25 protein-coding genes and 1 tRNA gene are annotated in these 25711 nt (G+C 65.5%); 12 read left to right on the forward strand and 14 right to left on the reverse strand.

The features are described 5' to 3' along the window. Positions 1-11 precede the first annotated feature (11 nt). Positions 12-1148 carry an HlyD family secretion protein gene (locus tag JQ580_RS09790; RefSeq protein ID WP_212279700.1) on the forward strand — a complete coding sequence of 379 codons (1137 nt, stop codon included), beginning with the start codon at positions 12-14 and terminating at the stop codon, positions 1146-1148. Next, positions 1135-2763: an MFS transporter gene (locus tag JQ580_RS09795; protein WP_212279702.1), complete on the forward strand. Its 1629-nt coding sequence runs from the start codon at positions 1135-1137 to the stop codon at positions 2761-2763. The genes JQ580_RS09790 and JQ580_RS09795 overlap by 14 nt, the downstream gene beginning before the upstream one ends. 6 nt (positions 2764-2769) lie before the next feature. Here the strand turns inward: JQ580_RS09795 and JQ580_RS09800 are convergent, their stop codons facing one another. The 3 genes from JQ580_RS09800 to JQ580_RS09810 all read right to left on the reverse strand — a co-directional run bounded on the left by JQ580_RS09800 (position 2770) and on the right by JQ580_RS09810 (position 6717). After that, a complete protein-coding gene (locus JQ580_RS09800; protein ID WP_212279703.1) occupies positions 2770-3510 on the reverse strand; it encodes a sulfate transporter family protein in 741 nt (246 codons plus the stop codon). Positions 3511-3683: 173 nt separating this feature from the next. Further along, positions 3684-4130: a nickel-responsive transcriptional regulator NikR gene (nikR, locus tag JQ580_RS09805; RefSeq protein WP_094976030.1), complete on the reverse strand. Its 447-nt coding sequence runs from the start codon at positions 4128-4130 to the stop codon at positions 3684-3686. Between the two features lie 136 nt (positions 4131-4266). Further along, positions 4267-6717 carry a heavy metal translocating P-type ATPase gene (locus JQ580_RS09810; RefSeq protein WP_212279705.1) on the reverse strand — a complete coding sequence of 817 codons (2451 nt, stop codon included), beginning with the start codon at positions 6715-6717 and terminating at the stop codon, positions 4267-4269. Between the two features lie 61 nt (positions 6718-6778). On the opposite strand from JQ580_RS09810, the gene JQ580_RS09815 reads away from it, so the two are divergent. After that, positions 6779-7054, forward strand: coding sequence for a metal-sensitive transcriptional regulator (locus JQ580_RS09815; protein ID WP_106947338.1), 276 nt, complete (start codon positions 6779-6781; stop codon positions 7052-7054). Between the two features lie 149 nt (positions 7055-7203). Here JQ580_RS09815 and JQ580_RS09820 read toward each other — a convergent pair whose 3' ends face one another. Next, positions 7204-8169, reverse strand: a complete 966-nt coding sequence (locus JQ580_RS09820; protein ID WP_212279707.1) for a YiiX/YebB-like N1pC/P60 family cysteine hydrolase — start codon at positions 8167-8169, stop codon at positions 7204-7206. A 192-nt stretch (positions 8170-8361) separates the two neighbouring features. On the opposite strand from JQ580_RS09820, the gene JQ580_RS09825 reads away from it, so the two are divergent. Beyond that, the gene (locus JQ580_RS09825) at positions 8362-9750 is read left to right on the forward strand and encodes a flavin monoamine oxidase family protein (RefSeq protein WP_212279709.1); all 1389 of its coding nucleotides are present in this window, start codon (positions 8362-8364) and stop codon (positions 9748-9750) included. 8 nt (positions 9751-9758) lie between these two features. On the opposite strand, the gene JQ580_RS09830 is transcribed toward JQ580_RS09825, so the two are convergent. Genes JQ580_RS09830 through pheS form a run of 3 tightly spaced genes read right to left on the reverse strand, consistent with a single transcriptional unit; the run spans position 9759 to position 14013 of the window. Next, positions 9759-10529 (reverse strand): sulfite exporter TauE/SafE family protein, encoded by a 771-nt coding sequence (locus tag JQ580_RS09830; protein WP_212279711.1) that lies wholly within the window; start codon positions 10527-10529, stop codon positions 9759-9761. Next, positions 10526-12934: a phenylalanine--tRNA ligase subunit beta gene (gene pheT, locus JQ580_RS09835; RefSeq protein WP_212279712.1), complete on the reverse strand. Its 2409-nt coding sequence runs from the start codon at positions 12932-12934 to the stop codon at positions 10526-10528. The genes JQ580_RS09830 and pheT overlap by 4 nt, the downstream gene beginning before the upstream one ends. After that, the gene (gene pheS / locus JQ580_RS09840) at positions 12931-14013 is read right to left on the reverse strand and encodes a phenylalanine--tRNA ligase subunit alpha (RefSeq protein ID WP_212279713.1); all 1083 of its coding nucleotides are present in this window, start codon (positions 14011-14013) and stop codon (positions 12931-12933) included. Before pheS ends, pheT begins: the two co-directional genes overlap by 4 nt. Before the next feature lies 1 nt (position 14014). On the opposite strand from pheS, the gene JQ580_RS09845 reads away from it, so the two are divergent. Further along, positions 14015-14572, forward strand: coding sequence for a hypothetical protein (locus JQ580_RS09845; RefSeq protein ID WP_311982420.1), 558 nt, complete (start codon positions 14015-14017; stop codon positions 14570-14572). Between the two features lie 8 nt (positions 14573-14580). Here the strand turns inward: JQ580_RS09845 and rplT are convergent, their stop codons facing one another. Beyond that, a complete protein-coding gene (rplT, locus tag JQ580_RS09850) occupies positions 14581-14940 on the reverse strand; it encodes a 50S ribosomal protein L20 (RefSeq protein WP_027561620.1) in 360 nt (119 codons plus the stop codon). 79 nt (positions 14941-15019) lie between these two features. Next, positions 15020-15220, reverse strand: a complete 201-nt coding sequence (gene rpmI / locus JQ580_RS09855; protein WP_008143958.1) for a 50S ribosomal protein L35 — start codon at positions 15218-15220, stop codon at positions 15020-15022. A gap of 270 nt (positions 15221-15490) precedes the next feature. Here rpmI and JQ580_RS09860 point away from each other — a divergent pair, with 270 nt between their 5' ends. Beyond that, positions 15491-15895, forward strand: coding sequence for a hypothetical protein (locus JQ580_RS09860; protein ID WP_212279714.1), 405 nt, complete (start codon positions 15491-15493; stop codon positions 15893-15895). Positions 15896-15958: 63 nt separating this feature from the next. On the opposite strand, the gene infC is transcribed toward JQ580_RS09860, so the two are convergent. Beyond that, a complete protein-coding gene (infC, locus tag JQ580_RS09865; RefSeq protein WP_091962567.1) occupies positions 15959-16498 on the reverse strand; it encodes a translation initiation factor IF-3 in 540 nt (179 codons plus the stop codon). Between the two features lie 244 nt (positions 16499-16742). Here infC and JQ580_RS09870 point away from each other — a divergent pair, with 244 nt between their 5' ends. Both JQ580_RS09870 and JQ580_RS09875 read left to right on the forward strand, forming a co-directional pair. Beyond that, complete coding sequence (locus tag JQ580_RS09870; RefSeq protein WP_212279718.1) at positions 16743-17525, forward strand: alpha/beta hydrolase; 783 nt, start codon at positions 16743-16745, stop codon at positions 17523-17525. 147 nt (positions 17526-17672) lie between these two features. Beyond that, positions 17673-18140, forward strand: coding sequence for a nuclear transport factor 2 family protein (locus JQ580_RS09875; protein ID WP_212279720.1), 468 nt, complete (start codon positions 17673-17675; stop codon positions 18138-18140). 137 nt (positions 18141-18277) lie between these two features. Here the strand turns inward: JQ580_RS09875 and JQ580_RS09880 are convergent, their stop codons facing one another. The 3 genes from JQ580_RS09880 to JQ580_RS09890 all read right to left on the reverse strand — a co-directional run bounded on the left by JQ580_RS09880 (position 18278) and on the right by JQ580_RS09890 (position 21197). After that, positions 18278-19075, reverse strand: coding sequence for an acyl-CoA thioesterase domain-containing protein (locus tag JQ580_RS09880; protein WP_212279721.1), 798 nt, complete (start codon positions 19073-19075; stop codon positions 18278-18280). Between the two features lie 177 nt (positions 19076-19252). Further along, entirely contained in the window at positions 19253-20407 is a 1155-nt protein-coding gene (gene queG, locus JQ580_RS09885) for a tRNA epoxyqueuosine(34) reductase QueG (RefSeq protein WP_249134075.1), read from the reverse strand. Positions 20408-20504: 97 nt separating this feature from the next. Beyond that, on the reverse strand, positions 20505-21197 hold the full coding sequence (locus JQ580_RS09890) for a glutathione S-transferase family protein (protein WP_212279726.1): 693 nt from the start codon (positions 21195-21197) through the stop codon (positions 20505-20507). A gap of 169 nt (positions 21198-21366) precedes the next feature. On the opposite strand from JQ580_RS09890, the gene JQ580_RS09895 reads away from it, so the two are divergent. The 3 genes from JQ580_RS09895 (at position 21367) to JQ580_RS09905 (ending at position 24337) form a co-directional block, all read left to right on the forward strand. Continuing rightward, complete coding sequence (locus JQ580_RS09895; protein WP_212279728.1) at positions 21367-22173, forward strand: undecaprenyl-diphosphate phosphatase; 807 nt, start codon at positions 21367-21369, stop codon at positions 22171-22173. A 94-nt stretch (positions 22174-22267) separates the two neighbouring features. Continuing rightward, positions 22268-23593 (forward strand): FAD-binding oxidoreductase, encoded by a 1326-nt coding sequence (locus JQ580_RS09900; protein WP_212279730.1) that lies wholly within the window; start codon positions 22268-22270, stop codon positions 23591-23593. Between the two features lie 3 nt (positions 23594-23596). Further along, on the forward strand, positions 23597-24337 hold the full coding sequence (locus JQ580_RS09905) for an SDR family oxidoreductase (protein WP_212279732.1): 741 nt from the start codon (positions 23597-23599) through the stop codon (positions 24335-24337). 132 nt (positions 24338-24469) lie between these two features. Here the strand turns inward: JQ580_RS09905 and JQ580_RS09910 are convergent, their stop codons facing one another. Continuing rightward, complete coding sequence (locus tag JQ580_RS09910; protein WP_212279734.1) at positions 24470-25435, reverse strand: complex I NDUFA9 subunit family protein; 966 nt, start codon at positions 25433-25435, stop codon at positions 24470-24472. A 149-nt stretch (positions 25436-25584) separates the two neighbouring features. Between JQ580_RS09910 and JQ580_RS09915 the strand changes: the two genes are divergently transcribed. Further along, positions 25585-25671: transfer RNA gene (locus tag JQ580_RS09915), tRNA-Leu, on the forward strand. Positions 25672-25711 lie beyond the last annotated feature (40 nt).

Below are 25711 nucleotides of genomic sequence, written 5' to 3' on the forward strand. Positions count from 1 at the left end.
GGGGTGATATCGTGAGTCAACAGGAGCAAGTCCCGCCTCCGGCTGTCGCCGCAACGCCGGCCCCGTCAGCGAAGCCGACGCAGCGGCCGGCCGCTTCGCTGTGGAGCCGGTTCGCGATCCCGCTGTTCGCGGTGATCGTCGCGCTCGGCTTCGTTGCGCTGGCGACGCTGCGCTTCGACGAATGGGTCGGCAATGCCGTGGTCCAGACCACCAATGATGCCTATGTGCGCGCCGAGCTGACGCGGCTGTCGAGCCGCGTCTCGGGGGAGGTTCTGACCGTCGCCGTCACCGACTTCCAGCGCGTCAAGGCCGGCGATCTCCTGATCCAGATCGATCCCGCCGATTACGAGGCTCAGGTCGCACAGGCCGACGCCAATGTCGCCGCCGCGCAGGCAACCCTCGACAATCTGGCCAACCAGATCGAGCTGCAATATGCGACGATCGCGCAGGCGCAGGCTGCCCGGCTTTCGGCCGAAGCCATGGAGGTCGAGGCGCGGCAGGAGCAGGAGCGCCAGCAATCGCTGTCGCAGACCGAATCCGGTACGCGGCAGAGGTTCGAGCAGGCCGTCGCGGCCTACGCCAAGGCGCAGGCCGACGTGCGGGCGAGCCGCGCCGTGATTGCAGCCCAGCAGCACCAGCTCGAGGTCCTGCAAGGCACCCGAAAGCAGCGCGCCGCCGACGTCGCGGCGGCCAAGGCGACGCTGGCGGGCGCCAAGCTCAAGCTCGGCTACACCCGGATCGCAGCGCCGTTCGACGGCGTCGTCGGCGAGCGTCAGGTTCAGCCCGGCGACTACGTCAATATCGGCACCAACCTCATCAACGTGGTGCCGCTGCCGCAGGTCTATGTGATCGCGAACTACAAGGAGACCCAGCTTACGCACGTCGCGCCCGGGCAGCCCGTCGAGATCACCGTCGACAGTTTCCCGCGCGAGACGCTGCGCGGCAAGGTCGAGCGCATCGCGCCGGCGACGGGCTCGCAGGTCGCGCTGCTGCCGCCTGACAACGCCACTGGCAATTTCACCAAGGTGGTGCAGCGTATCCCCGTGCGTATCCGGCTCGACGATGGCCAGCAGCTCACGGCGCGCCTGGTGCCGGGCATGTCGGTGGTCACCCGCATCGACACCAAGGCTGGCAATGGCGGAAAATGACGACGCCGATCGCGGACCGCTCTCGCGCGGCGGCGTCGCGCCACAGCCGATCTTTGCCGTGGCCGCAGTGCTGCTCGGCTCGTTCCTTGCCAATTTCGACAGCCGGCTGACCACGGTCGGCCTGCCCGACCTGCGCGGCGCGTTCTCGCTCTCGTTCGACGAGGGCGCCTGGCTTTCCACCGCCGGCATCGGCTCGCAGATCTTGATCGCGCCCGCGGTCGCCTGGCTCGCCACCGTGTTCGGCCTGCGGCGCGTGCTCGGCATTCCGAGCCTGGCCTATGCGCTGATCTCGCTGATCATTCCGTTCGTGCACGACTATCCGACCTTGATGGTCTTCAGCGTGGTGCACGGCCTCTTGCTCGGCACCTTCGTGCCGGCGACGCTGATGATCGTGTTCCGCAATCTGCCGATCCGCTGGTGGCTGCCGGCGATCTCGATCTATGCGATCCGCGTCGGTTTCGCCTTGGACACCTCAACCTCGCTGGTCGGCTTCTATGTCGAGCATCTCGGCTGGCAATGGCTCTACTGGCAGGGCGTGGTGATCGCGCCCTTGATGGGCCTGATGGTCTATCTCGGCACACCGAACGAGCCGGTGAACCGCGCGCTGCTGCGCGAGGCCGATTGGGGCGGCATGCTGCTGCTCGGCGCAGGGGTCGCGATGGTCTATGCCGGGCTCGATCAGGGCAACCGGCTGGACTGGCTGGGTTCAGGCACGGTGATGGCGTTGCTCGCGAGTGGCGCGGCCTTGCTCGCGGCCTTCCTGATCAACGAGTCGCTCGTGCGGCAGCCCTGGGCGCATGTGAGCGTCCTGTTCTCGCGCAATATCGGTTTGGGACTGGTCCTGATCCTGCTCTACACGCTGACCAGCCTGTCCAATGCATCGCTGGTACCGAACTTCCTGGCCACCATCACCCAGCTCAGGCCCGAGCAGAGCGGCATGCTGCTGCTCGCCTATGGCGCGCTGCCGATGTTCGTGCTGGTGCCGCTCTCGATCTGGCTGCTGCGGCATTTCGATACGCGGACCGTGGTGATCGCAGGATTTGCTAGCTTCGCCGCTGCCAATCTCTGGGGCACGCAGCTCACTCATGCTTGGGCGCGCGAAGACTTCGTCGGCATCGTGCTGCTGCAGGCGATCGGGCAGGCGCTGACATTGCTGCCGCTGATCATCACGCTGCTGTCGAACTCCGACCCGAGCCGCGCGACTTCGTTTGCTGCCTACATCCAGATCATGCGGCTCGGCGGCGCCGAGATCGGCGTGGCGCTGATGGGGACGTGGCTGCGCGTGCGCGAGCAGGTCCATTCCTTCTATCTCGGCCAGAACCTCGGCGTCGGCGATCTCGACGTGGTGCGTATCCTGAAGCAGCTTACCGATCAATTCGCCACCCATGGGACAGGATCGGCGCAGGCCCGCGCGGTCGGAACGCTCGCCGGCTTCGTGCAGCGCGAAGCCAATGTGCTCGCCTATATCGACGGCTTCTGGCTATGCTTCTGGCTCGCGGTGGCGGCCCTCGGCGTCGTCGCGCTGCTCACCCGCGCGCCGCCGGGTCCGTTCACGCCGGCGCCGTTCGGCTTCGCCAGAACGGTGCTGCGGAAATGCGGCGTGCAGCGGACGTAGAGCGCGTCACCGCATCTGCCGCGCCGGTTCGATCAACTCGGGCCGCGGACCTGACAGCCGCTTGTGCATGTGGACCATGAACGCCATCGCGAAGATCGGCGTCGCCAGATTGACGATCGGGATCGAGACGAAGGCGGCGATGAACAGGCCGGCGGTGAAAATGGTGGCGGCATTGTCGCGCCGCATGGCCTTGGCTTCCTCCGGCGAGCGAAAGCGCATCGCAGCAAGCTCGAAATATTCGCGGCCGAGCAGCCAGGCGGTGGCGAGGAAGAAGATCAGGAAGCCTGCGCCGGCGAACAGCACCAGCGGCAATGCGATCAGATAGACCAGGATGGTCAGGAGCGCGGTCTTGACGCCCTCATAGATCGCCTGGCTGAACGGCAGCGCAACGCCCGGCCGTTCGGCGGGATAGTGTTCGCGCTCGACGATGTCGGCGACGTCGTCGACGAACAGGCTCGCCACCAGTGAAGTGATCGCCGGCATCAGAAACACGGCCCCGAACACCACGCCAAGTCCCGCCGCGATCGAGACGACCCAGGCCAGGACCTCGAGCGACGTGTGCCAGCCGGGACCGAGCAGGCCCTCAAGCCAGACTTCGCCATAGGTCTCAAACCAGCTCAGCAGCCGCTGCAGGCCGATCGCCAGCACGATGATCAGCACGAGCGCAAGCCCGATCGACCGCCACAGGATCGAGCGCATCGGCGGCGAGATCATTTGCGACAGCGCCTTGATGGCGGCATCCAGCATGGGGGATCCTCGGAGGTGAATGACGGGCGAGAGGTAGAGAGAGATTGCGGCTTCGGCAAGGGAGGGCGGTCGCCACGGCCGTGTCCCGGACCCGGCGTGGCAGGAAATGACGCGCCGCTAGCGGACCCAGGAGCTTGAGGCGAGGTGGCCCCAGGCTCACCGCGACGCCTCAGCTATCCGTGCCGGTGTCCGTGTTTCCGCGCCTTCGCCGGCTTGCCCTCGCCGGTCGGGATCATCACCACGCGGCCGTAGCGGACGCCGCGTTCGGCAATGATGTGGTCGGCGAAATGCTTGACCTCGTCCGCCGACCCCTTCAGCGCGGTCATCTCCATGCAATTGTTGTCGTCGAGATGGACGTGCAAGGTCGCCAGCGCGAGGTCGTGATGGCCGTGGAATTCCTGCACCAGGCGTTTCGACAGATCGCGCGCGGCGTGGTCGTAGACATAGACGAGGCCGGCGACGCATTGGCCGGTCTGCGCGGTGTCCTCGGTGCTCTGCTGCAGGCCGGCGCGGGCGAGATCGCGGATGATCTCGGACCGGTTCTGATAGCCGCGCGCCTCGGCCGCCGCGTCGATCTCCGCCAGCAGATCGTCCTCGATCGTGATCGTAATTCGCTGCATCAGTCTCCCCGGTGCGTCTCAACTGTGTCCCGTGAACCGTAGCCCGGATCGAGCGAAGCGCAATCCGGGACGGTGCAAATATGCGGGCAAGACACCCTGATGCCGCTTGCGCGCCATCCGGGCTACTGCGATGTCCTCACAGCCGCGTGGCCCGCAGCCGCAGCGCGTTCCCGACCACGCTCACCGAGGACAGCGCCATCGCTGCCGCGGCGACGATCGGCGAGAGCAACAGGCCGAAGGCCGGATAGAGGATGCCGGCCGCGATCGGGATGCCGGCGGCGTTGTAAATGAAGGCGAAGAACAGGTTTTGCCGGATGTTGCTCATCGTCGCCTGCGACAGTTTTCGCGCACGGACGATGCCGACGAGATCGCCCTTGAGCAGGGTGATGCCGGCGCTCTCCATCGCGACGTCGGTGCCGGTGCCCATGGCGATGCCGACTTCAGCGGCGGCCAGCGCCGGCGCGTCGTTGACGCCGTCGCCGGCCATCGCGACGACGCGGCCGGCCTTTTGCAGCTTCGAAACCACCGCGCTCTTCTGATCCGGCAGCACCTCGGCCTCGACATCGGCGATGCCGAGCCGGCGTGCCACGGCCTCCGCCGTCGTCTGGTTGTCGCCGGTCAGCATGATCACCTTGATGCCTTCGGCAGCTAACGCCTTCAGCGCCTCCGGGGTCGATGCCTTGACCGGATCGGCGATCGCGAATAGGCCGGCGAGCCTGCCGTCGACGGCCATGTTGATCACCGTGGCCCCGTCCTGGCGCAGCCGTTCGGCCTCGGCGTGGAGCGTCGTCGTGTCGATCCCGAGCGAAGTGAGATACCCTGCATTGCCGAGCGCGATGGTCTTGCCGTCGACCTTGCCGGTGGCGCCCTTGCCGGTCGGCGAGTCGAACTGCTCGACCTGCCCGAAGGCAAGCGCCTTCTCCTTGGCCGCGCGCACGATGGCGTCGGCCAGGGGATGCTCGCTCGCGCGCTCCACGCTGGCGGCGAGCCGAAGGATGTCGTCTTCCACGAAACCGGAAGCCGGCGCGATCGCGACCAGCTTGGGCTTGCCCTCGGTCAGCGTGCCCGTCTTGTCGACCACCAGCGTGTCGATCTTCTCCATCCGCTCCAGCGCCTCGGCGTTCTTGATCAGCACACCCGCTTGCGCGCCGCGGCCGACGCCGACCATGATCGACATCGGGGTCGCGAGGCCCAGTGCGCAGGGACAGGCGATGATCAGCACGCTGACGGCGGCGACCAGGCCGAAGGCCAGCCGCGGTTCCGGCCCGAACCAGGCCCAGGCGGCAAAGGCGGCGAGGGCGACGGCGATGACGGTCGGGACGAACCCGCCCGCGACCTGATCGGCCAGCCGCTGGATCGGAGCGCGCGAGCGCTGCGCATCGGCGACCATCTGCACGATCTGCGACAGCAACGTCTCGCGTCCGACCTTGTCGGCGCGCATGATGAAGCTGCCCGATTGGTTCAGCGTGCCGGCGATGACCTTGGCGCCGGCCTCCTTGGTGACCGGCATCGATTCGCCGGTGATCAGGGATTCGTCGAGGGAGGAACGTCCTTCCAGAATGCTGCCGTCGACCGGCACCTTCTCGCCGGGGCGAACGCGCAAGCGGTCGCCGACATGAAGCGTGTCGATCTCGACCTCGTGCTCGCTGCCATCGGCGTCGACGCGGCGCGCGGTCTTCGGCGCAAGCTGCAACAGCGCCTTGATCGCGCCGGAGGTCGCATCGCGGGCGCGCAGTTCCAGCATCTGGCCGAGCAGCACGAGCACGGTGATGACCGCAGCCGCCTCGAAATAGACGGCGACCGCACCTTCATGGCCGCGGAAATTGGCGGGAAAGATCTGCGGCGCGACCGTGCCGATGATGCTGTAGACATACGCAACCCCCGTGCCCATCGCGATCAGCGTGAACATGTTGAGGTTGCGCGTCAGCAGCGATTGCCAGCCGCGAACGAAGAACGGCCAGCCCGCCCACAGCACCACGGGGGTGGCGAAGGCGAGCTGAATCCAGTTCGACAGGGCCGGATCGATCCAGTTGTGGGGACCGGCGAGATGACTGCCCATCTCCAGCACCACGGCCGGTAACGCGAGCGCGCCGCCGATCCAGAACCGCCGCGTCATGTCGGCGAGCTCCGGGTTGGGACCAGTGTCGAGGCTCGCCACCTCCGGCTCCAGCGCCATGCCGCAGATCGGGCAGCTGCCGGGTCCGACCTGACGGATCTCCGGATGCATCGGACAGGTGTAGATCGTGCCCGCCGGCATTTCGGGTTCGGGCGCCTTCTCCTTGGCGAGATATTTGGCTGGGTCAGCGGCGAACTTGGTGCGGCAGCCGGCCGAGCAGAAATGGAAGCTCTCGCCGTGATGTGTGAGGTGATGCTTCGAGGTCGCGGGATCGACGCTCATGCCGCAGACGGGATCCTTGACCTTGGCCGCGGTGTCACCGTGATCATGAGTGTGGCCGGAATGATCGCCATGTCCGCCGCAGCAGGAGGAGGCCGCAGGCTTGGCGCCTGGCGGCGCCGTATTGCTCGAACAGCCGCATCCGGCGTGAGCGGTGGTGTCGTGATGATGCCCGTGTTCCGGCTTGTTCATAATCCTGCTCCAGCGGTGTCCAGGTCTTGCAACCCATACCCGGTAGGGGTATATAGACCCCATGCGCAAGGACATCAAGACATCCGTCGGAAAACGTCTCGGCCGGATCGAGGGGCAGGTTCGCGGCCTCTCGAAAATGGTAGAGGAGGACCGCTACTGCATCGACATCGTGACGCAGATCTCGGCGGTGCGTGCCGCGCTGCGCCGGGTCGAGGAGGAAGTTCTCAAGGACCACGTCGCCCATTGCGTCGAGCACGCGATATCGAGCGGCGACAAGGCCGACCAGCGCGCCAAGATCGCGGAGTTGATGGCGGTGATCGGACGGGCGGAGCGCTAGGTCCTTACGTCAGTCATTGCGAGCAGCGTCGCGACAAAGTTGGTTGGCAATCTTGCGCGGAGGTGACGACGCAATCCAGCCTGCTGCCGCGGAGATATTCTGGATGGCTTCGCTGCGCTCGCAACCGCGGCGTTGATGAAGTCGAGTAACTACGCCGCCATCCGTCGTGCCCGCGCGCGGTACGTCGCGAGTTCGCTCAGCTGCACGAAATGCTCGGAGAAGGCGGGGCTCGCCTCCACAAGGCCCGCACTCACTTGCTCAGCCGGAATCTCAGCCGGCGCCTCTTCGTCAACCGCTTCAGGAACGAGCGGCGGCGCCAAGAACGTTTCTGGAAACACACCGAATGAGCCCGCTACCTCCTCGAGCGGCTTCTGCTTGTCGGCCCAGTGCAAGGCGGTGTAGTCGAACCCATGCACGATGGTGGGTTTGACGACTTCGAAATAGGGCGAGATGTCGAAGTCGCGGGGCATGTAGAGCGAGGAATCGCGGATGTGCAGAATCTCGCGGCGGGCGGCGCGGCTGCCGGCCTTGGTGATCTTGGGCAGGATCGGATAGCGCACTGCGTCGAACGCCTGCGCGATCAGCGCCGAACAGATGATCTTGGTCGGATCGCCCGAGCCGATCGCGATCATGCGTCGCCGCCAGCGCTGCGGCACCGGCAGCGGGAACAGGAAGCGCATGAGGTCGACGATGTTCTTGGTGTCGTAGCCGAAGCCGATGCGGTTGATTGCATAGCGGCACACCGTGGTGCGGTCCTCGTAGGACAGCCCGACCGGCCGGCAGACGCGGGTGTGATAGGGGAAATACTTCGACAGCGGTGCCGAGGTGACGCCTTCACCGATATTGGCCTCGATCAGCACATGAGGTTCGCCGTCGGGCTCTGCGGCGCCCTCGACCGGACCGACATAAAGCGCGGCATGCGACCAGGTCGACTGCGTCAGATATTTGATGATGCCGGAGATGCGGTTGTTGCCTTCGACCAGCAGCACGTCGCCGGGCTCGATGACGCCGCGCAGATGTTCCGGGTCGCTGGGCGTGAACGGCTCGTAGCCCGGCACCTCCTTGGAGAGGTACGCGGCAATCAGCTTGCCGACTGAATCCAGGACCGTCCCCATTTCAAACTCCCCCCACGGCCTTTTGCGGCCGTCTTTTTCCCTTCTCTATCATGGTCTAAACCTGTTGCAATTCGGTTCATCACTCCGTGACATCAAGCACGATTGATTCACCATGATGGTTGCCGTGCAACATCAGATGCGGCAAGGTTCGCTGACTGTTCCCGTTCGCCGCAAGTCCTCGGAAACCATGACATGACAATCACGCGCCGCGGTTTCCTTGTCGCGTCGGCGGGCCTTGCCGCGATGCCGGTCCTGCGCGCAACCGCCGCGCCCCTGCCGCGTGAGGCCGACATCGTCGTGATCGGTGCGGGGGCTGCGGGAATCGCTGCGGCGCGGCGCATCACGGCGACGGGCCGCAAGGTCGTCGTGGTGGAAGCGGCGCCGCAGATCGGCGGTCGCTGCATCACCGACAGCACGACCTTCGAGGTGCCGTTCGACCGCGGTGCGCGGTGGATGCACAACGCCGACACCAATCCGATGATCCGGCTGGCGCGCAGCGTCGGGCTGGACGTGCTGCCGGCGCCAACGGGCCAGAAGATGCGCATCGGTCGCCGCAATGCCCGCGCGGGCGAGACCGAGCAATTCCTGGCGGCGCTGGTGCGCGCCAACCGCGCTATCGACGAGGCCTCGCGGGCCAAGCTGGATACTTCCTGTGCCTCCGTGCTGCCGAAGGATCTCGGCGACTGGGCGGGCGCGGCCGAGTTCATGCTGGGCGCGGGCTTTGCCGGCAAGGACCTCAAGGAATTGTCCGCGATCGACAAGGGGCGCGCGCAGGACCGCAACGCGGCGATCGCCTGCCGTCAGGGCCTTGGCGCGCTGATCGCCAAGCTGGGCGAGCAGTCGCCGGTGGCGCTGTCAACGCCGGCGAGCCGCATCGCCTGGAACAACCGCGACGTCAGCGTGGAAACGCCGGCGGGGAAGATTGCCGCGCGCGCCGTCATCGTCACGGTCTCGACCAACGTGCTGACATCGGGCGCGATCAAGTTTACGCCCGATGTTCCCAAACGCACGCTGGATGCGGCCTCGAAGCTCGGCCTCGGCAGCTACGATCGCATCGTGCTGCAATTGCCGGGCAATCCGCTCGGCCTGTCGCGCGACGATATCCTGATCGAGCAGAGCAATTCGACACGCACGGCCCTGATGTTTGCCAACATGGGCGGCTCCGCGTTGTGTTCGATCGACGTCGGCGGCTCGTTCGGCCGCGATCTCTCCGAGCAGGGCGAGAAGGCGATGGCTGCGTTCGCCAGGGAATGGATCACGAAACTGTTCGGCAGCGAGGCCGCCGCTGTCATCGGGAAGACCAGCGCCACGCGCTGGAACGCCTCGCCTTACGTCATGGGCGCGATGTCGGCGGCCGCGCCTGGCGGCCAGCTGTCGCGAAAAATCCTGAGCGAGCCGATCGGCAATGTGTTCCTCGCGGGGGAGGCCACGCACGAGACGTTGTGGGGCACCGTCGACGGCGCATGGGAAAGCGGCGAACGCGCCGCGGACGCAGCGTTGCGCAAGATCGGTGCGCTGAAGGATGAGCCCGCGGACGTGCCGACGCAGTCGACGAAAAAGCGCCGCGTGCCGCGACAATAGGCGGCAATTTAGCGCAGTATACCGTCCAGCACCGGCAAGCCCGCAATCACCGCAATCGCGATCAGCGCATAGCAGATCGTACGAAACACTTTCTCGCTCGCGCGGCCGAACAGCGAGGCGCCGAAGGCGACGCCGATCGCGTAGACCGGGCCGACGATCAGCGAGAGCACGAGAGATTCGCGACTGATCAGGCCTGTCGTCGCGTAGCTGATCAGCGAGAAGAAATCGGACGCGCCGAAGAACAGCAGGATATTGGCGCGCGCGACGATCGGTGCGATCGGGCGGCCGAGCCAGTAGCCGACGATCGGCGGGCCGCCGGTCTGCGCAAGGCCGCTGCAGAAGCCTGACAGGCCGCCAATTCCGACCGAGAGCCAGGCGTGATCCCTGCCGCGATAGCGCCAGCCGGACAGCAGAAGGAGCAGCAGCGCGGCGACGAAGCACGAGATGATCCAGCGCGTGGTGACGGGCTCGAGCACGCTGAGGAAATAGGTGCCGACGGGAACGCCGACCAGCGCGCCCAGCACGATCACCGCGGTGGCCCTGCGATCCGCCTTCTGCCATGCATCCGGCAGCAGCGGCGCGGCCGCGATGAAATCGATCACAAGAAGCAAGGCGGCGACGAGCCGCGGCGCGGCGATGCTGCTCGCCAACGGCATGAAGATCAGCGCGGAGCCGAAGCCGGAGAAGCCGCGCGCAGTACCGGAAACGAACGCGACGGCGCAAAGCGCCATCGCGATGCTGAGGCTGACGTCCTTCGGAAGGAAGTCCGCAATATTCATCCCCGCAGCGTGCCGGCCGTCTTCTTCGTGACCTCCGCCACGATCTTCGCGGCGACGGCCTCGATCTCCTGATCGGTCAGCGTCTTCTCGCGCGGCTGGATCGTCACGGCGATGCCGATCGACTTCTTGCCGTCGTCGATGCCCTTGCCCTCGTAGACGTCGAACACGTTCACGGCGGTGATCAGCTTCTTGTCGACGCCCTGCGCGGCCCGCACGATGTCGCTGGCCTTCACGCTGCGATCGACGATGAAGGCGAAGTCGCGCGTGACGGGCTGGAATGCCGAGAGCTCGATCACGGGCTTGGCGCGGGTCGGCTTCTTCTTCGCCTCGGGGATGCGGTCGAGGATCACCTCGAAGACGAGCAACGGGCCGTCGGCGCCGAGCGCCTCGAGCGCTCTGGGATGCACCTCGCCGAAATGGCCGAGCACGTTCTGCGGCCCGATCTGGATCGTGCCGGAGCGGCCCGGATGCAGCCAGGCCGGTCCACCCGCGGCGATCTGCAGCGCCTGCATCGGCGCACCGGCGGCTGCCAGCACGGCCAGCGCATCCGCCTTGGCGTCGAAGACATCGGCCTGGGCCGAGCCCGACCAATGCCGCCCCAGGCCTTCCGACGAAGCAAAGCCGCGACGCACGCCGCTTGCGGCCATGAACTGGTCCTGCGGACGGTCGCCCTTGAAGATTTGTCCGACCTCGAACAGTGCGACATCGCTGACGCCGCGATTGGCATTGGCTTGTGTGGCCGCGATCAGGCCCGCGAGCAGCGTCGGGCGCATGTCGGAGAGATCGGCCGCGATCGGGTTGGCGACTTCGAGCTCACGCTGGCCGCCGCCGAACAGCTTCGCCGCGGATTTCGAGATGAACGACCAGGTCACCGCTTCGATGATGCCGCGGCTCGCGAGCGCGCGCCGGGCGCGACGGATGCGCTGCTGAAGCGGCGTCAGCACCGGCTTGCGCGCGTCGTCGCCCCGCTCGAACGGCGTCATCGGCACCTTGTCGACGCCAAAGATGCGGACGATCTCCTCGACGATGTCGGCCTTGCCGTGCACGTCGGAGCGCCACGAGGGCACCGCCACCTTCACCACCGGGCCGGGGCCCGCCATCATGAAGCCGAGATGCGTCAGGATACGCTTCATCTCGGGTTGCGGCACCTCGATGCCGGAGAGGCGCTTGACCTCGGTGACAGGGAATTCAATCACGCGGTCCTCACCGAAGGCCTTGCCGGCCACGACGGTCTCGGACGGCGTGCCGCCGCACATCTCCATGACGAGCCTGGTCGCCAGCTCCAGCCCCGGCACCATGAAGGCCGGATCGACGCCGCGCTCGAAGCGGTAGCGCGCGTCCGAATTGATGCCGAGTTTGCGTCCGGTCTGGGCGATGTTGATCTCGTTCCACAGCGCCGATTCGATCAGCACGTCGGTGGTGTTCTCATCGCAGCCCGAGGCCTCGCCGCCCATGATGCCGGCGAGCGATTCGACGCCGTGCTCGTCCGCGATCACGCAAACCGCGGGATCGAGATTGTAGGTGCGGCCGTCGAGCGCGAGTAGCGTCTCGCCGTCACGCGCGCGGCGCACGACGAGATTGCCCTTGACCTTCCTGGCGTCGAACACGTGCAGCGGACGCGCGCGGTCGTAGGTCATGAAGTTGGTGATGTCGACCAGCGCGTTGATCGGACGCAGTCCGATTGCAGTCAGCCGCTTCTGCAGCCATTCCGGCGACGGGCCGTTCTTGACGCCGCGCACGAGACGCATCGCGAACCCCGGACACAGCGTGGCGTCTTCGACCGCGACCTGCACGGGACAAGGGAATTCGCCCTTGATCGGCTTGATGGTCGGGTCCTTGAATTTTCCCATGTCGGCGGCGGCGAGATCGCGCGCGATGCCGTGCACGCCGGTGCAGTCCTGCCGGTTCGGCGTCAGATTGATCTCGACCACGGGATCGCCGAGGCCGGCCCATTCGGCGTAGGCAGCGCCGACCGGCGCATCGGCCGGCAATTCCATGATGCCGTCATGGTCGTTGGAGATCTGCAGCTCGGCGGCCGAACACAGCATGCCGCGGCTCTCGACGCCACGGATGGTGCCGACACCGAGCGTGATGTCCTTGCCGGGAATGTAGGTGCCGGGCGGCGAGAACACGCTGACGAGACCGCTGCGCGCATTCGGCGCGCCGCACACGACCTGCACCGGCGCAGCGCCGTTGCCGGTATCGACCATGCAGACCCGCAGCCGATCCGCATTCGGGTGCTGCTCGGCCGAGATCACCTTGGCGATGGTGAACGGCTTCAGCGCCTTCGCCTTGTCCTCGATGTTCTCGACCTCGAGCCCGATCATGGTGAGCTTCTCGGCGAGCTTGTCGAGCGACTCGTCGGTCTCGAGGTGATCCTTCAGCCAGGAGAGGGTGAATTTCACGAGCTCAGCCCTCCGGCAAGCGTTGGCACTTCGAGCGGCTTGAACCCGTAATGGGACAACCAGCGGACGTCGCTGTCGAACAGCTGACGGAGGTCGGCGATGCCGTATTTCAGCATGGCGATGCGGTCGATGCCCATGCCCCAGGCGAAGCCCTGGTACTCGTCGGGATCGATGCCGCAGGCGCGCAGCACGTTCGGATGCACCATGCCGCAGCCGAGAATCTCGAGCCAGTCCTCGCCCTCGCCGAAGCGGATCTCGCCCTTGTCGCGGCGGCACTGGATGTCGACTTCGAGCGACGGCTCGGTGAACGGGAAGAACGAGGGCCGGAAGCGCATGTTGATGTGGTCGACCTCGAAGAACGCCTTGCAGAACTCGTGCAGGATCCATTTGAGGTGGCCGAGATGCGAGTGCTTGTCGATGACCAGGCCTTCGACCTGGTGGAATTGCGGCGTGTGGGTCGCGTCCGAATCGATCCGGTAGGTGCGGCCCGGGCAGATCACGCGGATCGGCGGCTTCTGGCTCAGCATCGTGCGCACCTGCACCGGCGAGGTGTGGGTTCGCAGCAGCATGCGCGAGCCGTCCTCCTTCGGATGGAAGAAGAACGTGTCGTGCATCTCGCGCGCCGGATGGCCTTCCGGAAAGTTCAGCTTGGTGAAGTTGTAATCGTCGGTCTCGATGTCGGGACCCTCGGCCACCGAGAATCCCATGTCGGCGAAGATCGTGGTGAGCTCGTCCCAGACCTGGCTCAGCGGATGGATGCGGCCGGCCTCCGTCGGCGCATCGCGCAGCGGCAGCGTGACGTCGACGGTCTCGGACGCGAGGCGCGCATCGAGCGCGGCCGACTTCAGCACGTCGCGCCGTGCGGCGAGCGCCGCCGTGACCTTGTCCTTGGCCTGGTTGATCGCCGCGCCCTGCGTCTTGCGCTCGTCCGGCGACATCTTGCCGAGCGTGGCAAGCAGCGCCGAGATCGAACCCTTCTTGCCGAGCGCTGAGACGCGCACGGCTTCGAGTGCGGCCTCGTCGCCGGCGGCGGCAATCTGGTCGAGGATGGATGTTTCGAGCGTTGCGAGGTCGGACACTGTGAAATCCTTGGCTCTAAATTCGGCTGGGTTGTCGCCGCCCGAAGGCCGTAACGTCAAGCGAAAAGCCGCTGAATTCCGGCTTGTGGCGGCTGGGTTGAACCTTGCACGGGTGCCTGTCACCAAGGGGGAAACGAGGAGAAAGTCCGCGATGCGTTTGCGATCCTGTTTGGCCGGCCTGGCCCTGCTCCTGTGCGGAGGCGCGGCTCAGGCCGCCGAAGAATGTCCGGCCAAGTCGACGGCGATGGAGGATGTCATCGCGGTCCTGAGCGCTGCCCCGGGCTGCAACAGGGCCATGCAACTGTTCGAAGCCTGCGCATATGGCGCCAGCGGCGATGTCCAATTCGGGGACGTGGTCGAGAAGAAGTGCGAGGCCGATTTCGGCGGCCGGATGAAGCCGCCGCAGACGCTCAGCTATCAGCGCGAGCTCAAGGCGTGCGATCGCAAGTACCGGGACAAGTCCGGAACGATGTATCTGTCGGCGGCGGCATTCTGCCGGGCGAAGGTCGCCCAGCGCTATTCGCAACGTGCGCTGAAAGCCGGCGAAGCCGGCCGCTAGCGCCGGCCTCAGGCAGCCAATGCGGCCTTGGCCTTCTCGGCGATCGCCTGGAACGCCGCGGGCTCGCTGATCGCGAGATCCGACAGCACCTTGCGGTCCACGGTGATCCCGGACTTGGCCATGCCGTCGATAAATCGGCTGTAGGTCAGGCCGAACGGACGGACGGCAGCGTTGATGCGCTGGATCCACAGTGCGCGGAAGGTCCGCTTCTTGCGCTTGCGATCGCGGAACGCGTACTGCTGGGCCTTCTCCACGGCCGGCTTGGCGGCGCGGATGGTGTTCTTGCGGCGGCCGTAGAAGCCCTTGGCGGCCTTGTAGACTTTCTTGTGCTTGGCGTGGGCGGTCACACCGCGTTTGACGCGAGACATGACGAAATCCTTCAGAGATGACTTTGGTTATCGGATTGCCGCGCGAAGGCGGCACGGTTGGCAATGATCGTGGACGCGATCAGGCGTTCGGCAAGAAGTACTTCTTGACGTTGTCGCCGTCGGTCTTGAACAGCACCGCGGTGCCGCGCAGCTGACGGATCTGCTTCTTCGTCCGCTTGATCATGCCGTGACGCTTGCCGCGATGGGCGAACATCACTTTGCCGGTGGCAGTCACCTTGAAGCGCTTTTTAGCGCCCGATTTGGTCTTCAGCTTGGGCATTTGGCTCTCCTAATGGCACAGGGATCCGCCCGCGAAGGCGGCTGGCCGTCAAAAATGCTCGTTAGAGCGTTGATTGTGCTCAAGTTTTGCGAACAAGCGCGAAACCCGCACGGACACCGCCACGGCAGCCCTTAATCAGCCGGGCGATGAAGGCCGGGCTTATGACAGAGAACGGGCGAATTGGCAACGATGAACCGGCGGAACCTACCGGCCGACTATTCGGTGCTGGTACACTTATGTCCAAACCGTGTCGCCCGGAGCAGGACCAAAATGGCCCATTCGTCCCAAACGCTGTTCTCTCTGACTGAATTCGCCTGCCCGCGCCGTCTGGTGCTGCTGGCGGTACTCGCCACAGCCGCGCTGCCATCAACCGCCGATGCCCGCGTCGGGGGCTATGACGGCATCTGGAATGTCACCTTCGCCACCACCCGGGGCAATTGCAGCTCCGGGTATAGCGTCCCCTTCACGGTGACGGGCAGCCGGGTTTCCTCCGCGGGCGGCGGCCGGGTCTCCGGTACGGTGAAGCGCGGCGGTGCCGTGGCGGTCCATGTCTCGGTCGGCGCCTCCCATGCCAGCGGCGGCGGCCGGCTCGCCGGCGTGAACGGCGCCGGCTCGTGGAAGGGCATCATTTCCGGCGACCAGTGCAGCGGCACCTGGCAGGCGACGAGGACCTGAACAAAAACGGCCCGCCGGATCATCCGGACGGGCCGTTGAAATCTCTATCTTAAAAGGCCGGCGTCAGCGTGGCGCCAGCACCATGACGACCTGACGGCCTTCGAACCTGGCGTCCTGCTCGACCTTGGCGAGCTCGGCGACGTCGGTCTTGATCTTGTCCAAAAGCTTGGTGCCGATCTCCTGGTGCGCCATTTCGCGGCCGCGATAGCGCAGCGTGATCTTGACCTTGTCGCCTTCTTCGAAGAACCGCTGCATCGCGCGCATCTTCACGTCGTAATCGTGGTCGTCGATCATCGGGCGGAGCTTGATCTCCTTGATCTCGACGATCTTCTGCCGCTTGCGGGCTTCGGCGGCTTTCTTCTGGGCGGAATACTTATATTTCCCGTAGTCCATGATCTTGCAGACGGGAGGGCTGACATTCGGCGAGATCTCGACCAGATCCATGCCCGCTTCCTGGGCCATGCGGATAGCCGCAACGGTCTCGACGGTGCCTTTGTTGTCACCGGCCTGATCGATCAGCTGGATCTGCGCATTGCGGATATCATCATTGATGCGCGGCCCGTCTTTGCTGGCAACGGGCGGGGCTTTATTGGGACGGCGAATGGGTTGTTCTCCAAAGTTGTGAAAGAGGCGGCTATTTTGCAGGAAGATGTGTTTGCCGGCAAGCAATTCGCTCGTGCGAGGAACGAAAACCCTCAAATGCGAGGCATTTCGGTCACGCCTGGGCACGCCGACCGACATAGACACCTTGCTTCCGTTCCGCAAGCGTCCCAAAGGGACAATGCCGGTCTCCGGTGCTGCGGAATACGACCCGATAGCTCAACCGTGCAGCCAGGGTAAACGTTCCATGACCCATGCCGAAGCCATGCTCGACTTCATCAATGTGGGAGAAGGCCCGTCAGCACGCAGGATCGCAGTGCGCAGCCGGCGCGGGCAGGGGCCCGGGCTGCTCTGGCTCGGCGGATTCAAATCGGACATGCAGGGCAGCAAGGCCCTGGCATTGGACGCCTGGGCTCGGGATCACGGCCGCGCCATGGTCCGGTTCGACTATTCCGGCCACGGCGAATCCGGCGGCGATTTCGCCGACGGAACGATCGGACGCTGGCTGGAAGAGTGCGTAGCGGTGTTCGAACGGTTCTGTGATGGCCCGCAGGTCCTGATCGGCTCCTCCATGGGCGGCTGGATGGCGCTGCTGCTCGCGCGCGAAATCAAGAAGCGTTCCGGCGCGGCCTCGCTCGCGGGCCTGGTGCTGATCGCGCCGGCGCCCGATTTCACCGAAGAGCTGATGTGGAAGAATTTCTCGCCCGCAGTGAAGCAGGAGATCGAAACCAAGGGCCTGTGGCTGCGTCCGTCGGAGTATGGCGACGGCTCGCCCTATCCGATCACGCGAAACCTGATCGAGGAGGGCCGCAACCATCTCGTGCTCGGCAGCGCCATCGATCTCGGCTGCCCGGTTCGCATCCTGCAAGGCGCGAAGGATCCCGACGTGCCCTGGCAGCACGCTTTCGCGCTGACGCATCGCCTGCCGGCCGACGACGTCGTGCTGACCATGATCCAGGACGGCGACCACCGCCTCTCCCGCCCGCAGGATATCGCCCGCATCCTTGCTGCGGTGGCGGAGATCGGGTGAAGTGTCTCCAAACAGCAGCGGTCATCGCCCGACTTGATCGGGCGATCCGGTATTCCACCAGCGGCCTTGATTGAACCCAAAGGCCGCGGCGTATTGGGTGCCCCGCCTTCGCGGGGCATGACGGAAAATGAAGTAGGGGAAACGCCGATGACCACCACCGCCATGCTGCGCGCCTTTTGCGACGCTGTCGAACAGCGCAACGGCAAAGCATTCGCCGAGCTGTTCACCGAGGACGGCGTCTATCACGACGTGTTCTACGGCGCCTTCGCCGGCCGCGCCAAAATCGCTGCGATGATCGACGACTGGTTCTATCGCACGGCGACCGATTTCCGCTGGGACATGCACGATCCCGTCACCGACGGCACCACGCTCTATGCGCGCTACACCTTCAGCTATCGGTCGACCCTGCCGGAAGCTGGCGGGGCGCGGGCGATGTTCGAGGGCGTCGCGATCATGACGCTGCGCGACGGCAGAATCGTGAGCTATCACGAGGTCGCCAATACCGCGCCGGCCTTTGTCGACCTGAAATTCGTGCCGGAGCGGATTGCCAAGATCGTCGCCAAGCAGGGGGCCGAGCTGAAGGCGCGGCCCGAGATGCAAAGGCATTTGCAGTAGAGAACAACTCTCTCCTCCTGTCATTCCGGGGCGCGCCACTTGGCGCGAACCCGGAATCCATTCATCAGCAAACTCTGCCGCCCGATGGATTCCGGGCTCGCGACTTGGTCGCGCCCCGGAATGACGGGGGAGCGCTCCTACCGCTTCGACGGATTGGCCATCGGCTTGCGCTGCGCCAGTGCAGCCACCGTCGCGGTGCCGATCGGACCGTGTTCGTCGTAGAGCCAGCATTCGCCGATTGCGACGCCGTCGGTGGCGTGATGGTTCACCACCTCGAATCCGATCCAGTTCGTCACCGGCAGGCGGTGCAGATAGATCGTGACGTCGCTGTTGATGTAGCCGAGCCCGTTGTCGCCGGCATTGGCAAACGGGCTGGCGAAATCGGCACCCGTCGCGACATGGACGAACGGCGTCATCGGCACCCCCGCGACGAGTTCGCGCACCTCGCTCATCCAGAGCCTTCGCGGACCGAGCGAGCCCATATGGCCAACGATGGGGCGCGTCGTCCATTTGCCGTTCATGCCGAGCCTGGGATCGGTCGGTTTTAGAATATCGGCCGGCTTCGGCACGTCCCAGTTCGGCGGCGACCAGACGTTGCCGTCAGGATTCTGCGTCTTGCGCAGCAGCTGGCACGAGGCGCGCGCCATGCTGACACCGCCGGAGACGAACTCCGCCTCGACCACGCGGATGCGCAACCCGTCGCGCACGAGGCGCGTGGTCACCTCGATCGGCTTGTCGATGGTCGGCAGCTTGAACATGTCGACGGTCAGCCGCGCCGGCACCAATCCGGGAGCGGAATGGCGCTCCTCGATGGCAAAGCCGAGCAGCCCGACGACGACGCGTCCGTGCAGCGATTTCGGATCCCACGGACCGTTGGCTGCTTCCGTCGGATGGAATGTGTCACCGTCGCGGGTGAAGAAGGGTGTGTTGGTCATGGCGCGCGAGATTGAAGGATCGTGCGGGGAAATCAAGGGTGTGGCGCCGCACTGCGCACGACACACTGCTGTCATCGTCGCCAAGGGACGATCCAGTATTCCAGAGGCGGCAGTTATTGAATCGTGAAACCGCCGCGTACTGGATGCTCCGCCTGCGCGGGGCATGACAGCGGAGAGTCAGCAGGCGCGCCATTCCTCGCGCACGCTCTCATCGCGCTCGGCGGCGATCGCAGACGGCTTCACCGCCGCGAACTCTTCATTCGACACCAACTGCCGCAGCGCCCACACCGCAGCACCGCGCACCAGCGGACTCGGGTCGTCGAGCAATCGCCGTGCCTCCGCCGCCAGTCCCACGTCACCGGAGTTGCCGATCGCAATCAGCACGTTGCGCAAGAAGCGGTCGCGGCCGATGCGCTTGACCGGCGACTTCGTGAACAGCGCGCGGAACGCGGCGTCGTCGAGGCGTGCGAGTTCGGCAAGATCCGGCGCCCGCAATTCGCTGCGCGCGGCGAGCTTGGTCTCGCGTCCCACCTGCGCGAACTTGTTCCAGGGACACGCCGCGAGGCAATCGTCGCAGCCGTAGATGCGGTTGCCGATCGCCCTGCGAAATTCGCGAGGGATAGCTCCCTTGTTCTCGATGGTGAGATAGGAAATGCAGCGCCGCGCATCGAGCTTGTAAGGCGCGGGAAATGCCGACGTCGGGCAGATATCGAGACAGGCCCGGCACGAGCCGCAATGATCGATCTCGGCATCGTCGCGCGGCAAATCCAGCGTGGTGTAGATGGCGCCGAGAAACAGCCACGAACCGAATTCGCGCGAGACCAGATTGGTGTGCTTGCCCTGCCAGCCGAGACCCGCGGTCTGCGCCAGCGGCTTCTCCATCACCGCTGCGGTGTCGACGAACACCTTGACGTCCGACGGCGCGGTTGCGACCAGCCAGCGCGCCAGCGCCTTCAGGCGCTTCTTGATGAGATCATGATAGTCGTCGCCCTGCGCATAGACCGAGATCGCCGCGCGGGTGCGCTGCTCGAGGATCGCGAGCGGATCCTGGTCGGGGCCGTAATTGACGCCGAGCATGATCACCGAGCGCACGTCGGCCCACAGCCCGCGCGGATCGATGCGACGCTCCGGCTGCGCGGCCAGCCAATCCATGTCGCCATGGCCGCCCGACGCGATGAATTCGAGGAAGTATTGTCCGGCGCTCTCGATCGTGCCCGGCGCGGTGATGCCGATGCAGTCGAAGCCGAGCGCCCGCGCTTGCTCGTCGAGAGCAGCACGCAGCCCAACAGTGTCGGTGCTGGATCTAGCCACCAATATGTCCACGCTCGTCATGGCCGGGCTTGTCCCGGCCATCCACGATCTTGCTTGGCGTTCATAGAAAGTGAAAGAACGGAGATGCCCGGGACAAGCCCGGGCATGACGACCTTTATCAGAAATCCAGGTCTACATAGGTCCGCGACGCCGGCACGCCGGCCAGCCATTCGCTCAGCAGCGGACGGAACGACGGGCGGGATTTCACCCGCGCGTACCACGCCTTTGCTGCGTCGTCCTCGCTCCATGGCACGTCGCCCAGATAGTCGATCGCCGAGAGATGCGCCGCGGCGGCGAGATCCGCGTAAGTGAGCCGGTCGCCGGCCAGGAAGTTACGGGTCTGCGACAGCCAGCCGATATAGGCCAGATGATAGCGCACATTGGCCTTGGCGGCGCGCATCACGTCGGCCGAGGGCGGCCCGCCGCCGTTCTCCTCGCTCATGAAGCGCTTGTAGATGCGCTCGGTGACGAGAGGATGCGAGACCTCCTCGAAGAACTTTTCGTTGAACCAGGCCATCAGCCGGCGGACCTCGACGCGCTCGGAGATCGTCTCCGGCATCAGGCGCTTGGGCCCCATCTCGGCGCCATAGGCCTCGTCGACATATTCGGCGATGATCGCCGCGCCCGGGATCGGCGGCTGCTCGTCATCCACCATCACGGGCGTCGTGCCTGCCGCGTTGAGCAACAGAAACGCCTCGCGCCGCTCCCAGCTGCGCTCTTCGACCAGCTTGAGGTCGAGCCCGTATTCGCCCGCGATCAGGCGGATGAAACGCGAATGCGGACAGAACGGATGATGAAACAGCGTAAACATGAAGCCTTTGACTATGTGATGGTGCTTAAGATTCCATCAATGTTTGTGCGGCGCCACACTAGTCCTTCAAAACCGCGAAGCAAGGGCGTGATTTCGCATTTTGCGATTGCGGCGTAGGGGCGAATAGGCGAGAAGAGCCCCGCTTTTCCAGCCGAAATGGACCGTAAATATGTCAGACGCAATACGGGCAGTGATCCTCGGCATCATCGAGGGTGTGACCGAGTTCCTTCCCGTGTCCTCGACCGGCCATCTGCTGCTTGCGGAACGCTTCTTTCATCTCGGCGAAGGTGCCTTCTGGGATTCGTTTACCGTTCTGATCCAGCTGGGTGCGATCCTCGCGATCGTCGGGCTGTACTTCAAGAAGCTCTGGGACGTCGTGATCGGCTTCTTCACCGGCGACACCTATTCGCGCCGCTTCGTGGTCGGCGTGCTGGTCGCGTTCCTGCCTGCTGTCATCGTCGGCCTCGTTGCCGGCAAATACATCAAGAGTGTGCTGTTCAATCCCTGGGTCGTCTGCTTCACGCTGATCGTCGGCGGCGCCATCCTGCTTTGGGTCGACAAGCTCGACCTCAAGCCGCGCGAGCATGACGCCACCAAATTTCCGCTGCTGATGTATCTCTATATCGGCATCGCGCAGTGCGTGGCGATGATCCCCGGCGTGTCGCGGTCCGGCGCCAGCATCGTCGCGGCGATGTTCCTTGGCGCCGACAAGCGCGCGGCGGCGGAGTTCTCGTTCTTCCTCGCCATCCCCACCATGATCGGTGCGTTCGCCTACGACTTCTACAAGAACCGCTCCGAGATGACGATGGACCACATGGGCATCGTCGCGATCGGTTTCGTGGTGTCGTTCATCACCGCGATCATCGTGGTCAAGACATTCCTGGAATACGTCACCCGGCACGGCTTCGTGGTTTTCGCCTGGTGGCGCGTCATCGTCGGCACCCTCGGCCTGATCGCGCTGGCGCTGGGCCGTTAACTTCGAAACTCGCTCGCGCTCTCAACGCAATATAAGCTTTTGATCGGTAGTCAGTTTCCCACGCCGGGCGCGCGCCCGGCACAGGAGCTGAGCCATGACCCTCGTCAGCGGCTGGGGCCGTTTCCCGGTCGTCGATAGCGATGTGCTGCGCCCGCGCTCGTTCGCAGCGGTCGGCGAAGCCGTCTCGGCCGGCAGCGTCGCGCGCGGCAACGGTCGCGCCTATGGCGATGCCGCGATCGGCGCCACGCGAACCGTGACGATGACTGGGCTCGACCGGGTCAGGTCGTTCGATCCGGCAACCGGTCGCATCCGTCTCGAAGCCGGCGTTCTGCTCTCGGACCTGATCGACACCTTCGGTCCGCGCGGCTTCCTGCCCTTCGTGGTGCCTGGCACGCGCTTCGTCTCGATCGGCGGCGCCATTGCGGCCGACGTGCACGGCAAGAACCATCATTCCGAGGGCGGCTTCGGCCGCTACGTCGACAGCATTCTGCTGCGCACCGGGCAGGGCGAGGTCATCGAGGCCTCGCGCGACGAGAACTCGGACGCCTTCTTCGCGACGGTCGGCGGCATGGGCCTGACCGGCATCATCCTCGAAGCGACGATGCGGCTGCGGCGGGTCGAGACCGGGTGGATCCGCGAGCGGGTGATCTCCGCGTCCGACCTCGATGCCGCGATGCGCGCACTCGAGGCGGGTGACGCCGCGACCTATTCGGTGGCGTGGATCGACTGCGTGGCGCGCGGCCGCGATCTCGGCCGCTCGCTGATCTATCTCGGCGAGCATGCGGACAAAGCGGAACTGGCGGAAGGCGCGGATGCGTTCCCGGTCGGCAAGGACGCTCGCCTCAGCGTGCCGGTCGACCTGCCGTCGATCGCATTGAACCGAATCAGTGTCCGCGCCTTCAACGAGCTCTATTACCGCATGGGCGCCCGCCGCGCCGGCGGCAGCCATGTGGTCTCGCTCTATCCGTACTTCTTTCCGCTCGACAGCATCGGTGACTGGAATCGCATCTATGGCAAGCGCGGCTTCCTCCAGCATCAATGCGTGATCCCGCAAGCCGGCGCGAGCGCCGTGCTTGGCGAAATTCTCGATCGCGTTGCCCGGCGCGGCGACGCCTCCTTCCTCGCGGTGCTCAAGAAGCTCGGCCAGGGCGACGGCATCCTGTCGTTCCCGTTGCCCGGCTACACGCTGGCGCTGGATTTCCCGGTGAAGGGCGACATCCTGAACTTCCTCGACGAGATCGATCGCCTGGTGGTCGCCGCCGGCGGCCGGCTGTATCTGGCGAAAGACGCGCGCCAGTCGCGCGCGACCTTCGAGGCCGGCTATCCTGCCCTGCAGCGTTTCAACGCGATCCGCAGGTTGCTCGATCCCGCCGGCAACATCCGATCGAAACTTTCACAGCGTCTGTTCGATGAGGTCTAGGCCGTGACGTCACGCAAATCCGTATTGGTGCTCGGTGGCTCCTCCGACATCGGCCGCGCCGCGGCGCGCGCCTTTGCCAAGGTCGGCTACGATGTCGCCCTCGCCGGCCGCGACATTGCCGCCCTGGAGCCGGATGCCGCCGATCTGCGCGCGCGTTACAACGTCGAGGTCGGCCTCACCAAATTCGACGTGCTCGACACCGCCGCGTTCGAAAGCTTTGTCGAAGCTCTTCCCGCGCTGCCTGACGTCGTCGTCTCGATCGTCGGCCTCCTCGGCGTGCAGGCGGATGCCGAGAGCGACCTCGTCCATGCCACCGCGATCATGCGCTCGAACTACGAGGGGCCCGCGCTGATCCTCGGCCTGTTTGCGGAGAGGTTTCTCGCGCGCGGCAGCGGCACGATCGTCGGCGTGTCGTCCGTGGCCGGTGATCGTGGCCGTGCCTCGAACTATGTCTACGGCTCGGCCAAGGCGGGCTTCTCCGCCTTCCTCTCCGGCCTGCGCGCCCGCGCCAGCCGCGGCGGCGTGCATGTCGTGACCGTGAAGCCCGGCTTCGTCCGCACCAGGATGACGGAAGGCATGAAGCTGATCGGTCCGCTCACCGTCGAAGCGCCGGTGGTCGGCGATGCCATTCTTCGCGCGGTCGAGAACAAGACCGACGTCGTCTATGTCAGCGGCAAATGGCGCCTCGTGATGTTGATCATCAAGACGCTGCCGGAAGCGGTGTTCAAGAAGTTGAAGTTTTGAAGTTCTTGCGGCTTGCACACAGTCTCGTCATGCCCGGTCTTGTGCCGGGCATCCACGTTCTTGGCATCCGCGTTTAGCAGAGACGTGGATGGCCGGGTCAAGCCTGGCCATGACGGCGGAGAGAGTGGTGCCTCACACGCCCATCCGCTGGAACTGGCCCTGGGGGCGGAAACGCCAGAGATATTGCGGGGCGATCGCTTCCAGCGAATCGGGGGTGATGCCGAGCCCTTCCAGCGTGAGCCCGGCAGCCTTCGCCGCATCCGACACCACATTGTCGCGCGCGAGCAGCGTGACCTGGTCGGGCGTCAGCTTGAACGCGCCCGGCGCGAACTGCAGGAAAGCGGCCTTAAAGCGGGCGAGGCCGAACGGCAGCGGGATCAGCATCCGCTCGCGGTCGGTAATCTCGAGGATGGCCTCAATGATCTCGCGCATGGTCAGCACTTCCGCGCCGCCGAGCTCGTAGGTCGCGCCCGCCTTGGCCTTGCCGTCCACGGCGTCCGCGATCGCGGTGGCGACGTCGCCGACATAGACCGGCTGCATCTTGGTCTCGCCGCCGATCAGGGGCAGCACCGGCGACATCCGGGCCAGCGCGGCGAAGCGGTTGGTGAACTGGTCCTCGGGCCCGAAAATCACGGAGGGACGGAAGATCGTGGCCGAGGGCACGGCAGCCAATACCGCGGCTTCGCCGGCGGCCTTGGCCCTGGCGTAGCGCGAGGGCGATTCGGCGTCGGCCCCGATCGCCGAAACATGCACCATCCGGGCGCCAACGGCCGCGGCCGCCTTGGCGACCGTCTCGGCGCCCTTGGCCTGGACGGCGTCGAAGCTCTGCGCGCCGCCCTCGGCGAGGATGCCCACCAGATTGATCACCACATCCGAATCACGCACCGCCGCCGCGACCGAGGCCGGATAGCGCAAGTTGGCCTGCACGGTGTGGACCTGCCCGACCTTGCCGGAGGGCTGGAGGTATCCGGCCAGTTCCGGCCGCCGCACGGCGGCCCGGACCCGGTAGTCCCGCCGGCACAGCGCGCGGACGACGTTCCGGCCCAAAAACCCCGATCCGCCGAAAACCGTGACGAGAGTTTCCAGATTCGATGCCATGGGAGCCGTTCCTGCGGAAAAGAGTGCGTATGTCAGGCTTGTATCGGGCCGGTTTGCGATGCGCAATCGGCATCCCGACCGGGCTTGAAGCATGAATTGACAACGGCGTCACCGAACCGTAGTAACCGCCTCCGTGCCCCAAACGGCATGCCCAGGTGGTGGAATTGGTAGACGCGCTGGCTTCAGGTGCCAGTGGCTTAACGGCCGTGAAGGTTCGAGTCCTTTCCTGGGCACCAAGGTCTTGGTAACGCCTTGATCTTCCGACAAGTCCTTGAG

The organism is Bradyrhizobium sp. SZCCT0148, assembly GCF_018129985.1.
Lineage (GTDB): Bacteria > Pseudomonadota > Alphaproteobacteria > Rhizobiales > Xanthobacteraceae > Bradyrhizobium > Bradyrhizobium japonicum_H.

Excerpts from the sequence above, each read along its gene's own strand:
- JQ580_RS09800 (WP_212279703.1), bottom strand. The coding sequence starts at position 3,510 with ATGCTGGATGCCGCCATCAAGGCGCTGTCGCAAATGATCTCGCCGCCG.
- JQ580_RS09875 (WP_212279720.1), top strand. The coding sequence starts at position 17,673 with ATGACCACCACCGCCATGCTGCGCGCCTTTTGCGACGCTGTCGAACAG.
- JQ580_RS09830 (WP_212279711.1), bottom strand. The coding sequence starts at position 10,529 with ATGAATATTGCGGACTTCCTTCCGAAGGACGTCAGCCTCAGCATCGCG.
- JQ580_RS09810 (WP_212279705.1), bottom strand. The coding sequence starts at position 6,717 with ATGAACAAGCCGGAACACGGGCATCATCACGACACCACCGCTCACGCC.
- queG (WP_249134075.1), bottom strand. The coding sequence starts at position 20,407 with ATGACGAGCGTGGACATATTGGTGGCTAGATCCAGCACCGACACTGTT.
- JQ580_RS09870 (WP_212279718.1), top strand. The coding sequence starts at position 16,743 with ATGACCCATGCCGAAGCCATGCTCGACTTCATCAATGTGGGAGAAGGC.
- JQ580_RS09880 (WP_212279721.1), bottom strand. The coding sequence starts at position 19,075 with ATGACCAACACACCCTTCTTCACCCGCGACGGTGACACATTCCATCCG.
- nikR (WP_094976030.1), bottom strand. The coding sequence starts at position 4,130 with ATGCAGCGAATTACGATCACGATCGAGGACGATCTGCTGGCGGAGATC.
- rpmI (WP_008143958.1), bottom strand. The coding sequence starts at position 15,220 with ATGCCCAAGCTGAAGACCAAATCGGGCGCTAAAAAGCGCTTCAAGGTG.
- JQ580_RS09890 (WP_212279726.1), bottom strand. The coding sequence starts at position 21,197 with ATGTTTACGCTGTTTCATCATCCGTTCTGTCCGCATTCGCGTTTCATC.
- JQ580_RS09860 (WP_212279714.1), top strand. The coding sequence starts at position 15,491 with ATGGCCCATTCGTCCCAAACGCTGTTCTCTCTGACTGAATTCGCCTGC.
- JQ580_RS09815 (WP_106947338.1), top strand. The coding sequence starts at position 6,779 with ATGCGCAAGGACATCAAGACATCCGTCGGAAAACGTCTCGGCCGGATC.
- JQ580_RS09910 (WP_212279734.1), bottom strand. The coding sequence starts at position 25,435 with ATGGCATCGAATCTGGAAACTCTCGTCACGGTTTTCGGCGGATCGGGG.
- rplT (WP_027561620.1), bottom strand. The coding sequence starts at position 14,940 with ATGTCTCGCGTCAAACGCGGTGTGACCGCCCACGCCAAGCACAAGAAA.
- JQ580_RS09900 (WP_212279730.1), top strand. The coding sequence starts at position 22,268 with ATGACCCTCGTCAGCGGCTGGGGCCGTTTCCCGGTCGTCGATAGCGAT.
- JQ580_RS09795 (WP_212279702.1), top strand. The coding sequence starts at position 1,135 with ATGGCGGAAAATGACGACGCCGATCGCGGACCGCTCTCGCGCGGCGGC.
- JQ580_RS09825 (WP_212279709.1), top strand. The coding sequence starts at position 8,362 with ATGACAATCACGCGCCGCGGTTTCCTTGTCGCGTCGGCGGGCCTTGCC.
- JQ580_RS09820 (WP_212279707.1), bottom strand. The coding sequence starts at position 8,169 with ATGGGGACGGTCCTGGATTCAGTCGGCAAGCTGATTGCCGCGTACCTC.
- JQ580_RS09895 (WP_212279728.1), top strand. The coding sequence starts at position 21,367 with ATGTCAGACGCAATACGGGCAGTGATCCTCGGCATCATCGAGGGTGTG.